A 12,162-nucleotide genomic window follows, 5' to 3' on the forward strand; every position below is an offset into this window, starting at 1 on the left:
TCATTCAACACTCAACATTCAACACTCAACATTCAACATTCTCTAACTTTTTCCGAAACTTTTCCTAGAAAACTCTTGCAGATATGAAAATAAAACCGTAACTTTGCGGCATGGATTTTTAATACAGATGATTATGAAGCAGGTAGAAGAAAGATACATCAGCTTGCTGACCGACTTCGGTTTCAAGCGAATTTTTGGAACAGCAATGAACAAGGATTTGCTCATTTGCTTCCTTAACAGCTTGTTTAATGGCAGACAGGTTGTGAAGGACGTGAAGTATCTGAATCCAGAGCACGTAGGAGATGTCTATACTGACCGCAGAGCCATCTTTGATGTATATTGCGAGGGCGAAAACGGTGAGAAGTTCATTGTAGAAATGCAGAATGCGTACCAGACGTATTTCAAGGATCGCGCCCTCTTCTACTCCACCTTCCCTATCCGAGAACAGGCGCCCAAGGGGAATGAGTGGGATTTCAAGCTCAATCATATCTATACCGTTGCCCTGCTCAACTTCAGCATGAACGAGGACGCCTTCGACAAGGAGAAAATCCGCCATCATGTGCAGTTGTGCGACACTGCTACCCACAAAGTATTTTACGACAAACTCGAATATATCTATGTAGAGATTTCCAAGTTCAACAAATCCCTGGAACAACTGGATACTCTATACGAGAAGTGGCTCTATGCACTGAAGAATCTCTATAAGCTTACCCAGCGCCCTAAAGAACTGTGCGATAAAGTCTTCGACCGTCTCTTTGAGGAAGCCGAGATAGCCAAGTTTACTCCGCAGGAAATGAGGGAGTACGAGACCAGCAAGATGGCATATCGCGACATCAAGAATTCCGTAGACACTGCCAAGCGTGAAGGTATAGCTGAGGGTAAGGAAATTGGTATGAAGGAAGGTATGGAGAAAGGTAGAGAAGAAGGCAGAGCTGAAGGCAGAGCTGAAGGCAGAGCTGAAGGCAGAGCTGAAGGCATGAACCTGCGAAGCCTTGAAATTGCCAGGAAGATGCTGGCAAAGGGTATGGATGAAGCGTCTATCATGGATATGACGGGGCTGACGGCAGAGGAGATAAAGCTGCTGAAAGCGGAGATATAGATTACGAATATCACCATATAATCAAGGGTCTATACGCCACTTATCATCGTGACATATAGACCCTTGTCGTTTCCCGAGGTGCGGGTGACTATGTTTGCTGGGCACCTTATACTCCTGCCCAGCTTAGGAGTTAAACAATCTACTTTATTATTCAACCTTAAATCTACATGTTATGGACTTAAATTCACGCCCAAGGAAATTTTTGTTCCAATGTTTATTACTATCAGCATAATCTATATCGTTATTAGCTGTATATAAATTATCGTCAGTTTTAATCATCTCTTTTTGATAGTCTGACAAAATTAAATCTATATTTGGGGTAATGTCTGAAAATATTTGCCAATATCTTGCATCTGCATAGTTTATAGGGCCAAAAGTCAGCTTTGAAAGCAGATAACATTCATTAAATGCACCAGAATTAAGTTTGTTAAGACTCGGCGCTTCTACTACTGTAAGATATTGGCACTCACTAAAAGCATATTTCTTAATTTCTTTTACGTCAGGCATTTTGACAGACTTAAGTTGCGACATCCTTTTGAATGCCCCTTCTGGAATAGTTTCCACACCAATAATGGTCAACTCAATTGTACCCTCGTCGTTAGGGGCGGCATTTCTGATGGCATTTCTTATTTTAGAAAAGTCATTAAAATCTTTAGCCAAATTGAGCGTTATGTCAGTTTTTCCTGCAGCCAAAGCTTGTTTTATAATTAATTCTGGTGTGAGTATGGAGGCATCGCCTCCAGTAATTGCATCGCCAGTACCCCAATCCGCAACACTTACACTTCCGATTATAGCATTGTCCTTACCTATTCTTACATCATAGGTATAGCTCTCGGCTTTTTCAAGAGCAGGAATTCCTGTTACATACAGTTCTTTTGTCTGAGTAGGGTTGCCCACACCATCATTGTATGTCACAGTGAGTTTGAGGAATTTCTCTGTAGAATTGGCAGTTCCTGGAGATACCAAAGCATAGAATACATTGTCTTTTTTACAAGCTTGGATGCCTACGTAGCTGTCACTTTCTCCTGCTGGAACTTTCAGCTTAGAATAAACTTCTACGGCAGAAAGTGTAGGTATCCGTGTTTCGAACTCATTTCCAAAAGCACTTACTTTGACTATGATGCGAGCCGTCTGACGTTCAAAGTTCAATGTCAACTGTCTGGTATCAGGTATCTTTGTCACATTTTCAGTGCATGTCATATAATCAGACTGAGCAATTTTCGTGATGTCAGATTGATCAGCTTCGATATGACCCTCAGAGATAGAATTGGTGGAATTCCCTGGATAAAAAGCCTCGAAAGTCTGGGCATTACCCGTCCAGAGCTGATAGTCATTCGCATTCGCCCATTGTCCGGTCTTATTTTTGGTATAAACCACGGTTTTACCCTCAGTAGTTACGCTGATAGCATCGTTCTCATTAAAACTCTGTTGTTCCGCTTCTGTACCCACAGGATTACTACGGGTAAAAATGCTGTTTCCACCAACGGTGGCAGCAATCTTCACCTCATTGGCGGCAGTGTTAGCTCCCAGTTCGTCATCAGTAGAGCAAGCGGCAAGCATTGCTATAACTGCAAATGCTCCCATATATCTTGTAATCTTCATATCTTGTCTATTTTAAATGTCTAACAATTCTTTAATCAGTCTCTTTTTCGGTAATGGTTTCTTTTCCCCAAGGTTTCGCACTTATGGCGCCCCCTTGCACTACATCCTTACCTGCCAACAGATGCAACTCATGTTTTTTACCGGATTCAAATGTCACAGCGTCGGTGGCAGTCCAGATATATTCTGTATTATTCACCTTGAACGAAATACTAAAATTACCAGCAGCAACGGTCTGTGGAATCACAATGGCAGAATAGTTGAAGACTGCATGGGCGGTTGCGTTCTCTGCCGGCGTGAATCCTGTAGTTTCTGGAGTAATGGCTGCTGTCTGGGTACCATCAACTTGAACACTTATAGGGCTTGCAGAGAAATCCACTTTGCTGCTGATAATGGTGCCATTCACCTTGACATCAGTTACAAATCCTTTCGTAACCGTATTATTATTCGTATTAAACTGGTCTCTCAACTCGATAATGAGATTCAGCTGACTGAGGAGATGGGTGAATGCGACCTCAACCGCTTTGCTGGTATTCAATTCCGAAACAGGCGTGAATCCCGTTTGCTTAAATACAATAAGGTCGGATGAATAGTCTTCAGCATTGCTTTGGTCTTCTTTTACAGAAAAGGCATAATCAGTCTTTCCGAAGACTTTAACTTTGCCATTTGCATCTTCGGTAGTCTCCTGATATGGCGCATAAGCCAGAATATCAACAGCTGTAGTTGAATTCTGCCACAACATTTGGGTAGCCGGAATCCAATTGTAGCCTTTCTGTGATACCTTGATATTATCATAGGTATATTTTTCGCTATTAGCATTTTTGATGCAGAAGCCGAACGATTTAAGCTTGTCCGTACTGTTTCCGTAAGAGGCACGGGTATTCATGCCATCTACACTTGTCATGATTCTAACCACATTATCCATTGGATAATTGTTCTGTGCCAATTCATCCTCACTGGAGCAGCTGGCAAAAACTGCCGTTGCCAAAGCTGCCATTGTTAATATTTTAATTGCTTTCATATTGTCGAATTTTATGTTTTAATTTTAAGAAAGTTACTCGTGAGCCTCGCCCTTGATAGGGTCGCCTGTAGAACCCCAGCCAGAGATGTTTACATCGCCAAGTTTTATGACGTCACGTCCTACCTCCAGGTTGATGGTGGTAATCTTGCCACTCTCAAACTTGAAAGGTGTGCCGTTGTCGTAGATGAAGTCCTTGCCGCCAATGGTGATAGTAATCTTCTGAACACCATCCTGCGGGATGATGATGGAAGCATATTTCTTGTTGGCGGTTAATGCAGGCATGTCGAAGTCTGCTTTATCTTCTGCTACAGCAGATGGGGTGACAACCTTGGTCAGATAATTGACGGTTGCTTTTTTTGCGGCATTGCCTACAGCTACCTTATCTACGGTAGGTCCCTCTGCTCCCCACTGATTCTTATAGGTAAGGTTCACCACAAGTTTTGCCATTACGTGGGTGAATGTGAGAGGTACTGTTTGCTGTTCATCGACATTATAGGATAAGCCATCTTTGTTGACTGCCACCAAGAGATCGCTTTCTGTTTGCTTATTCACATCGAATGTATATTCTCCAGCGGTAAGGTCGGATATTGCTGCAGTTGGATAGACACCGATGAAATAATGCTTGTCACGGTTGTTCTTCCAAAGCATCTGTGGAGTGGATACCCATGAACCGTTTGTCAGCTTATTAATGGCGTTATTCACCACACGCTCGCGTGTCTCTGGAGCAATAGTTGCATCGCCAGTCCAGGCATATACACTGATTTCATCACCCTCTTCAAAGGTTTGTCCACCCTTCTCATCTGTGGCAACACGTGTCATATTGCCGATACTGGTTGAAACGGTGATGTACTTGGAGGTCTCGCCTCCGATACCGTTCTCGTTGTCAGAACAACTGCCCAATGTCAAAGCCATTGCCATCAGGGCAAAGAGATAAGTTTTCTTTTTCATTGTCTTTTACTATTATATGTTTATATTCTTGTTTTGATTCTTGCTTAAATGAGAGGGGCGCTTAATCTTCAGGATTCAGGATTTCACCACGGTATATCCATTCCTCAGTCCAATCATCTATCTTCGTGCTCGTAAGATACATGTAAGGTTTCATCTCCTCAAATTCCAAGTTTATCTTGTACTTGCCGCCAGACTTCATGACAGGTGCTTCGATGTCGTAGTTGCTAACTACTCCCCCAGGAGAAATCAGTTGGATAAACAACTTGGTGTTATGAAAACCATTGGCTGTCGGCATCAAGCGTAATGTTTCCGTTTTTAAAGTTTCGCCAGGCACTGCGATTCTCAAAGGTATATCACACTCTTCCTTGGTATAACTTGCCGTCCCAAATGTTCCATCCTCATTCTTTTGCAGGGGAAGGAGTCCGGTTGCCACATTCAGAACCTTACCTATCATTGCAAAATTGTCAGGAACTCCTTCAATGAAGATGGTCAATTCTGCAAGTATATGTCGCATTTCATTTTTTGTTATGTAGTTGACATTTGATTTGTCAATACCGATGTCCGTGACACCATAATAGGCATGGTCGGGAGAGGCACTTGGATTGGACAATCCAAACATGAGTTGGTTCATGTTGAGGGTTGCCCTTGTAGCCTCACCGATAAAAAACGGTTCTATAAGGTTGGTGGTAGCCAGAATCTGATAATGCCCTACTGGAAGAGCGAAGCGTTGGCTTGCTACCTCCTGCGCACTGCCACCATGTTTTTCCTCAACAAGCGAGCCGTCATCGGCATTGAATATCCAGAGCTTCACATCCTTCACTTCCGTACCTTGGTCGGCTTCATCCGCCCAAGTGAGCGATACTGACAAACCACCCTCATCCTCACCATCATGAACATCATGGTCGCAACTTGCCAACAGGCATGGGACACATAACAGCACCCATAACCAAATATTAAATCTTCTTTTTGGAAGAATAAAAGCAAGTGCTGCGACCAGTAACCGTTCTTTTCCAGTTAAGTAATTTCTCATATTAATCTATTATGTTTTGATTATAATTTACGACATTTTAAATCTTTACTTGATACAGATTATAAAAAATCCAGGTGCAAAGTTAAGGGTTTTATATGAAAGCGGGGGGGGGTAATATTTGTTTTTTCAGGTATGATTTTTTGGTTTTAGGTGTCGCATTCGTGAGCAATGCGACACCTTGTTAGTATTCTTTAACGTTTCCAGACTCTATTCAAGAAGTAATTATCAACAAAGACTAATTATACGTCACCTGTTCATCGAGCATATAGACCATTCAACACTCCACATTCAACATTCAACAATCTCTAACTTTTTCCGAAACTTTTCCCTAAAATCTCTTGCGGGTTTGAAAATAAAGTCGTAACTTTGCGGCATGGATTTTTAATACAGTTGATTATGAAGCAGGTAGAAGAAAGATATATCAGCTTGCTGACCGACTTCGGTTTCAAGCGAATTTTCGGAACAGCAATGAACAAGGATTTGCTCATTTGCTTCCTCAACAGCTTGTTTAATGGCAGACAGGTTGTGAAGGACGTGTCGTATCTGAATCCAGAGCACGTGGGAGATGTCTATACCGACCGCAGAGCCATCTTTGATGTATATTGCGAGGGCGAAAACGGCGAGAAGTTCATCGTTGAAATGCAGAATGCCTACCAGACATATTTCAAGGATCGTGCCCTTTTCTACTCAACCTTCCCTATCCGTGAACAGGCACCAAAGGGGAATGACTGGGATTTCAAGCTCAATCATGTCTATACCGTAGCCCTGCTCAACTTCAGCATGAACGAGGACGCATTCGACAAGGAGAAAATCCGCCATCATGTACAGTTGTGCGACACAGCTACCCACAAAGTATTTTACGACAAACTCGAATATATCTATGTAGAGATTTCTAAGTTCAACAAACCCCTGGAAGAACTGGATACGCTCTACGAGAAGTGGCTCTATGCTCTGAAGAACCTCTATAAGCTTACCCAGCGTCCGAAGGAGCTGTGCGATAAAGTCTTCGACCGCCTCTTCGAGGAAGCCGAGATAGCCAAGTTTACTCCGCAGGAAATGAGGGAGTACGAGACCAGCAAGATGGCATATCGCGACATCAAGAATTCCGTAGACACCGCTAAGCGTGAAGGTATAGCTGAGGGTAAGGAAATTGGTATGAAGGAAGGTATGGAGAAAGGTAGAGAAGAAGGCAAGCATGAGGCCAACACAGAAACAGCACAACGTTTGCTGGCAATGGGACTTTCTGCCGAACAGGTTGCCAAAGCTACCCAGCTACCTTTGGAAATCATTAAGAATCTGAGCAATTCATAAAAAATATAATAGCGGAGATGTAGATTACGAATATCTCCATACAATCAAGGGTCTATACGCCACCTGTTCATCGTGGCATATAGATCCTTGTCGTTTTTTATTCATTTTATCCATCGTATTGAATAAAATCAGTACTTTTTTATTCAATACGAATGATTTTCAGCCATTTTCTCCCGCCATTCGGTAGGAGTACAACCAAAAGCGTTCTTTGTATAAATGCAACAAGGCGCAACCTTCTCACGAAGACTGCGCCTCTAATAGTTTTCTTTTTTGTTTAATTTTTAAGAGAGTATTAACATATATATATTTGTAAGTGTAAGTTTCTTACTTGATATATAAGGATTACTGCTCCTTGTGCAACTTAGCTCTTAGATGGGCTTAGAGTTCCATCTCGAGCATAGCGTAGTAAGCCTGTGGATAACCACGGTAAACGTATGACTTGAGAGCATTTGCCTTAGTCTGACCATCTACGAGCACTCTGCCTGGTGTGATATATACACCGAGCTCCTTCTTGTTGTTGGTCTTCTTTGTGCCGATGTAAGCCAAGCTATAGTTGTTCAAGCCGCTATAGAACTGAATCTGCACCTTCTTGCCATCAGCATTGGTGTAAGTGATGTCTTGAGTAGCAGTGATAAACAACTGCTGAGCTGCATTGTAAGGCAGCAACTTAATCTTTAAGTCCTGTGCAGGCAACTTCTCTACCTCAGCTTTCAGTGTGGCATCGCTGAAGTACTTTGCAAACTTGCTCACCTCTACCTGTCTAACAGTGAGCATACTGTCGCTAGGAGTTACATAGCAATAAGTGGTAACTGAATCCTTGTCAAACTTCTCTGCATCTGTAGCGCCTACGCTGCCAGGGAAGAGGATTCCACCATTGTGCATACCCTGAATCTGGCTGAAGAGAGCCTGAGACTCCTGAGGCGTTGGCCACTGGAAGCCATCGCTGTCGTCTGTATTACAAGAAGTGAATGCGAAAGCTGCAACGAAGGCAGCTACAATTGAGAATAATTTGATTTTTTTCATTTTGCTATTATGTTTTGATTCTTATTTTTCTCATATTTCTCAGCCTAAATGTACCCCGATATGGTTGCCCGAGGCTCTTCAGTCCTTGTATAAAACAAGAAAAGGCGGGAAACTTGCATCACTTTTAGTTAATTCCTGTTAATGTTCATCACTTGTCCATTTCATAGAGCACTTTTGCCAATGTATCGTAACCTCTGACTTTCAGTTCTTAGTTGTTTGAGCTTTTTACTGTGTTAAGTCTAGGTTTGTCCTACATAGCGATGCAAAGTTAGTGTTTTATTTTGAATTACGCAAGAAATTTATGATTTTCTTTCTCTTTTTCGCATAAAAATACTACTTTTGTGGAGATTTTAGGGATTATTCACCTAAAAGCGGAATGAACAGTGTAGACTCTGAGTCTCATGGAAAATGAATTAATGATGAATCTGATATGAAAAAGAAAGTAGGTACATTTAAGATTTGGCTGTTGGCGATAGCCGCAGTAGTGGCGTTTTCTGTCTTGCCGAAGGTTTCTTCGCTGGCAACAGAAGATCAGGCACTTGTTGTAAAGGAGAATAAGCAGGAACCTGCTGGAGAGCGTGCAAATCTGGAGGCGCAGGGCCTGGAGATTCCGGTATCTAAGGTTAAGGTATCTGAGACCATCAAGCATCGGTTGGCTTATACGGTATCTTATAATCATGATACGAGACAGCCGAATTGGGTAGCCTGGGCGCTGACGGGAGAGCATGCATCTGGTAAGTTGCCGCGCGGTAAGTTTGCTGATGATGAGGAGATGCCGGCACCCGTGGGTACTTTGGCGGATTATTACAACAGTGGTTTGGACAGGGGACACATGTGTCCGGCTGGTGACAACAAATGGAGTCGGCAGGCGATGGATGAATGTTTCCTGATGACCAATATGTGTCCGCAGAACCACAGTCTGAATGCGGGGGTATGGAACACGATAGAGCAACAGTGCCGCAACTGGGCGAAGCAGTATGGTAAGGTTTATATTGTCTGCGGACCGATATTTCTGAATAAGGAGCATCGCAAGTTGGGTAAGAACAAGGTGGTAGTGCCTGATGCCTTCTTCAAGGTGGTTCTTCATACGGGCAAGAATCCGCAAGCCATCGGCTTTATCTGCCGTAACCAGTCGCAGAAAGGCAGAAAAAAGACGGAATTTGTAAATTCTGTAGATGAAGTGGAGCGTATCACCGGCTATGATTTCTTCCCTCAGCTTCCGGATGATGTTGAGAAGAAGGTAGAGGCTAAGGCTGAAATGTTTTAAAAAGGAATTTCTGCAGTATCCAGTAATAGGATATAACAAAAAAAGGCTTTCCGTAATGGAAAGCCTTTTTCTTGAAGATCTGTGACTCGCATGGGGCTCGAACCCATGACCCCAACATTAAAAGTGTTGTGCTCTACCAGCTGAGCTAGCGAGTCAATCTTCTGCTTTATGTTTCAAAAGCGAGTGCAAAGGTACGGCAAAAATCTGAAATAACCAAATATTTTGCCATATTTTTACTGATTTTCTTCATTTTTATCCGAAATCGGGACATTTTCGCCCGTTTCTTCATGATATTGCGGCTTCTCCTTCGTTACATACCGCTGCCAGTAGGCTATGATGAGCGTTGTGAGCGGAAGGGCTACAATCAATCCCAGGAAGCCCAGAAGTGCACCCCAAACCGAGAGACTCAAGAGGAGAATGGCTGGGTTCAATCCCATCGCCTTACCCATAATCTTCGGGGTAACTACCATGTCGGTGATGATCTGTACCACACAGAACACCAAAAAAGCCAGACCGAATACCAGCCAGAAGTTCTGACCTGTGTCGGCAGCCTTCAGCATGGCAAGGAATGCCGTAGGGATGAGGGCGAAGGTATGGAGGTATGGAACCAGATCCATGATGCCGATGAGAATGCCCAGACCTATCGCCATCGGGAAACCGATGATGGTAAAACCGATGCAGAACATGATGCCCATACAGAGCGCTACCAGTCCCTGACCACGGATATAATTGTTGAGCTCGCGCTCCACATCCTTCATCAGCACACTCCAGAACGGACGGTTCTTCTTAGGGAAGATTCTCACCCAGTTGGCTGTCAGCGTCTCGTAATCGAGCAGGATGAAGAACATATATAATAAGGTAATCATCGATGCTACGATACTCATCAGTACCGTTGCCGTCTGGCTGACTACCGAGAAGACCTTAGGCATGGTGGCCTTGATGGCATCGCTGAAGTCCTTGCTTTTCAGAAAATGCTCTATCTGCTCCTGGTTGGTCTGCAGCCAGTCTTTGATCAGCGCCGTCAGGTTGTTGGTATGAGTCGTCTGATGCAGCCATCGTGTCAACACCTCACCTAGTTTGTCAAACTGGTCAATCATCGGAGGGATGATGAGCCACAGCACGCCTCCTATAACAGCGATAGCCGTTCCCATGGCGATGAGGATAGACAGCGCACGTATTTTGATGTGGAGTTTGTTTTCGATAAACTTCACGACCGGATAGAGCAGGTAAGCGAAAAACCATGCAATGAAGAATGGCAGCAGTACGCTGCTCAGATAATTGGTCATGTAGAGCACGGCCAGTACGATGAGGGTAACCCCCGCCCATCTTATAAATTTATCAAATGTAATCTCCTTTCCCATAACTGTTCCTTTTGTTATAATTTTTCGTTAAGAATTGCTTTCTGGTAGCATTCTCTGCAGAGCGGCTCGTATTCATCTTTCTCGCCCAGAAGCACCCGTTTGTCGTTATTGATCAACCGGTGGCTCACATAGGCAACCGATCCGCACTTTACGCAGATGGCATGAACCTTGGTCACCTCGTCGGCGATGGCACAGAGAGCAGGAATCGGACCGAAGGGAACTCCCTTGTAGTCCATATCCAGTCCAGCCACGATGACTCTCACGCCACGGTTGGCGAGTTCGTTGCATACCTCCACGAGCCCATTGTCCAGGAACTGGGCTTCATCGATACCCACCACGTCGATATCAGAAGCCAATAGCAGTATCGATCCAGAGGACTCAATAGGAGTAGACCGGATAGAGTTCTGATCATGGCTCACTACATCTTCCTCGGAGTAACGAGTGTCAAGCGCCGGCTTAAAGATTTCCACCTTCTGCTTGGCGAACTTCGCACGCTTCATTCTTCGGATCAATTCCTCTGTTTTTCCGGAGAACATCGATCCGCACACCACTTCAATTCTTCCGGGACGGTGTGCCTCCCCAATTAGATTTTCTGTCATTTCGGGGGCAAAATTAATAATAAGGTTTTAAAAAATGCAAAGAAACGCGTTTTTTTTTTGCTATGAAAGATTAATTAACTACATTTGCGGTCAGTATGGGCACATTATACATCGTTCCGACTCCAGTTGGTAACATGGAGGACATGACAATGCGAGCCATTCGCATACTGAAAGAAGCGGATTTGGTACTCGCTGAGGACACTCGAACATCGAGTGTTCTGCTGAAGCATTTCGATATCAGAAATCGATTAGTGGCTCACCATAAGTTTAACGAACATGGCACATCTTCTGCCATCGTAGAGCGACTGAAGGGTGGCGAAACCATTGCCTTGATCAGCGATGCCGGAACACCGGGTATCAGCGATCCTGGTTTTTACCTCGCCCGCGAGGCTGCCAAGGCAGGCATCACGGTGCAGACTTTGCCTGGACCTACGGCATGCATACCGGCCATCGTTTCATCGGGTTTGCCATGCGACCGTTTCTGCTTCGAAGGATTCATTCCGCAGAAAAAGGGCAGACAGACCTATCTTGAATCATTGAAGGATGAGGTGCGCACCATGATTTTCTATGAGTCGCCTTATCGTGTGGTGAAAACCTTGCAGCAGTTTGCTGAGGTTTTCGGGGATGACAGACAGGTGAGCTGTTGTCGTGAAATATCCAAACTCCACGAGGAGAGTGTGAGGGGTACGCTTGCCGAGGTTATCGCTCATTTTGAGGAGACAGAACCAAGGGGCGAATTTGTCATCGTATTGGCAGGAAAAGATCCTAAACAGCTCAAGGAAGAGATGAAGGAAAAGAAGCGTGAAGAGCGCCGCCAGAAGAAAAACGGGGCTCGCAGGGATGAAGAAAGTAATGAATAAAGTATAGGAAGCGACGCGTTTTACGCGAAAAGATAATTTTTTAA

11 protein-coding genes and 1 tRNA gene are annotated in these 12,162 nt (G+C 44.0%); 4 read left to right on the top strand and 8 right to left on the bottom strand.

What is annotated here, in order from left to right; all coding sequences use genetic code 11:
* Positions 1-133 precede the first annotated feature (133 nt).
* The gene (locus ONT18_RS15655; protein WP_437183733.1) at positions 134-1,099 is read left to right on the top strand and encodes an Rpn family recombination-promoting nuclease/putative transposase; all 966 of its coding nucleotides are present in this window, start codon (positions 134-136) and stop codon (positions 1,097-1,099) included.
* Positions 1,100-1,246: 147 nt separating this feature from the next.
* Here ONT18_RS15655 and ONT18_RS15660 read toward each other — a convergent pair whose 3' ends face one another.
* The 4 genes from ONT18_RS15660 to ONT18_RS15675 form a co-directional block, all read right to left on the bottom strand.
* A complete protein-coding gene (locus ONT18_RS15660) occupies positions 1,247-2,701 on the bottom strand; it encodes a fimbrillin family protein (RefSeq protein WP_264906648.1) in 1,455 nt (484 codons plus the stop codon).
* A gap of 31 nt (positions 2,702-2,732) precedes the next feature.
* Complete coding sequence (locus ONT18_RS15665; protein ID WP_264906651.1) at positions 2,733-3,719, bottom strand: fimbrillin family protein; 987 nt, start codon at positions 3,717-3,719, stop codon at positions 2,733-2,735.
* A 33-nt stretch (positions 3,720-3,752) separates the two neighbouring features.
* Positions 3,753-4,667 (bottom strand): fimbrillin family protein, encoded by a 915-nt coding sequence (locus ONT18_RS15670; protein ID WP_264906653.1) that lies wholly within the window; start codon positions 4,665-4,667, stop codon positions 3,753-3,755.
* Positions 4,668-4,728: 61 nt separating this feature from the next.
* Positions 4,729-5,697: a FimB/Mfa2 family fimbrial subunit gene (locus tag ONT18_RS15675; RefSeq protein ID WP_264906656.1), complete on the bottom strand. Its 969-nt coding sequence runs from the start codon at positions 5,695-5,697 to the stop codon at positions 4,729-4,731.
* 396 nt (positions 5,698-6,093) lie between these two features.
* On the opposite strand from ONT18_RS15675, the gene ONT18_RS15680 reads away from it, so the two are divergent.
* A complete protein-coding gene (locus ONT18_RS15680; protein WP_367398937.1) occupies positions 6,094-7,008 on the top strand; it encodes an Rpn family recombination-promoting nuclease/putative transposase in 915 nt (304 codons plus the stop codon).
* Between the two features lie 378 nt (positions 7,009-7,386).
* Here the strand turns inward: ONT18_RS15680 and ONT18_RS15685 are convergent, their stop codons facing one another.
* Complete coding sequence (locus ONT18_RS15685) at positions 7,387-8,031, bottom strand: DUF4840 domain-containing protein (protein ID WP_264906660.1); 645 nt, start codon at positions 8,029-8,031, stop codon at positions 7,387-7,389.
* A gap of 430 nt (positions 8,032-8,461) precedes the next feature.
* On the opposite strand from ONT18_RS15685, the gene ONT18_RS15690 reads away from it, so the two are divergent.
* Positions 8,462-9,298 (top strand): DNA/RNA non-specific endonuclease, encoded by an 837-nt coding sequence (locus ONT18_RS15690; RefSeq protein WP_264906662.1) that lies wholly within the window; start codon positions 8,462-8,464, stop codon positions 9,296-9,298.
* An 82-nt stretch (positions 9,299-9,380) separates the two neighbouring features.
* Here ONT18_RS15690 and ONT18_RS15695 read toward each other — a convergent pair.
* The 3 genes from ONT18_RS15695 to ONT18_RS15705 form a co-directional block, all read right to left on the bottom strand.
* Positions 9,381-9,453 (bottom strand) — tRNA-Lys (locus tag ONT18_RS15695).
* A gap of 78 nt (positions 9,454-9,531) precedes the next feature.
* Positions 9,532-10,659: an AI-2E family transporter gene (locus ONT18_RS15700; protein WP_144153672.1), complete on the bottom strand. Its 1,128-nt coding sequence runs from the start codon at positions 10,657-10,659 to the stop codon at positions 9,532-9,534.
* A 14-nt stretch (positions 10,660-10,673) separates the two neighbouring features.
* Entirely contained in the window at positions 10,674-11,258 is a 585-nt protein-coding gene (locus ONT18_RS15705) for a thymidine kinase (RefSeq protein WP_144153670.1), read from the bottom strand.
* A gap of 95 nt (positions 11,259-11,353) precedes the next feature.
* Here ONT18_RS15705 and rsmI point away from each other — a divergent pair, with 95 nt between their 5' ends.
* The gene (gene rsmI, locus ONT18_RS15710) at positions 11,354-12,118 is read left to right on the top strand and encodes a 16S rRNA (cytidine(1402)-2'-O)-methyltransferase (protein WP_022122104.1); all 765 of its coding nucleotides are present in this window, start codon (positions 11,354-11,356) and stop codon (positions 12,116-12,118) included.
* The last annotated feature ends 44 nt before the right edge of the window (positions 12,119-12,162 follow it).

It is taken from the genome of Segatella copri, assembly GCF_026015295.1.
GTDB classification, from domain to species: domain Bacteria; phylum Bacteroidota; class Bacteroidia; order Bacteroidales; family Bacteroidaceae; genus Prevotella; species Prevotella copri_C.

Bases quoted from the DNA above. Each gene is read 5' to 3' on its own strand.
- ONT18_RS15665 (WP_264906651.1), bottom strand. From the start codon at position 3,719: ATGAAAGCAATTAAAATATTAACAATGGCAGCTTTGGCAACGGCAGTT.
- ONT18_RS15675 (WP_264906656.1), bottom strand. From the start codon at position 5,697: ATGAGAAATTACTTAACTGGAAAAGAACGGTTACTGGTCGCAGCACTT.
- ONT18_RS15705 (WP_144153670.1), bottom strand. From the start codon at position 11,258: ATGACAGAAAATCTAATTGGGGAGGCACACCGTCCCGGAAGAATTGAA.
- ONT18_RS15660 (WP_264906648.1), bottom strand. From the start codon at position 2,701: ATGAAGATTACAAGATATATGGGAGCATTTGCAGTTATAGCAATGCTT.
- ONT18_RS15680 (WP_367398937.1), top strand. From the start codon at position 6,094: ATGAAGCAGGTAGAAGAAAGATATATCAGCTTGCTGACCGACTTCGGT.
- ONT18_RS15655 (WP_437183733.1), top strand. From the start codon at position 134: ATGAAGCAGGTAGAAGAAAGATACATCAGCTTGCTGACCGACTTCGGT.
- ONT18_RS15700 (WP_144153672.1), bottom strand. From the start codon at position 10,659: ATGGGAAAGGAGATTACATTTGATAAATTTATAAGATGGGCGGGGGTT.
- rsmI (WP_022122104.1), top strand. From the start codon at position 11,354: ATGGGCACATTATACATCGTTCCGACTCCAGTTGGTAACATGGAGGAC.
- ONT18_RS15685 (WP_264906660.1), bottom strand. From the start codon at position 8,031: ATGAAAAAAATCAAATTATTCTCAATTGTAGCTGCCTTCGTTGCAGCT.
- ONT18_RS15670 (WP_264906653.1), bottom strand. From the start codon at position 4,667: ATGAAAAAGAAAACTTATCTCTTTGCCCTGATGGCAATGGCTTTGACA.
- ONT18_RS15690 (WP_264906662.1), top strand. From the start codon at position 8,462: ATGAAAAAGAAAGTAGGTACATTTAAGATTTGGCTGTTGGCGATAGCC.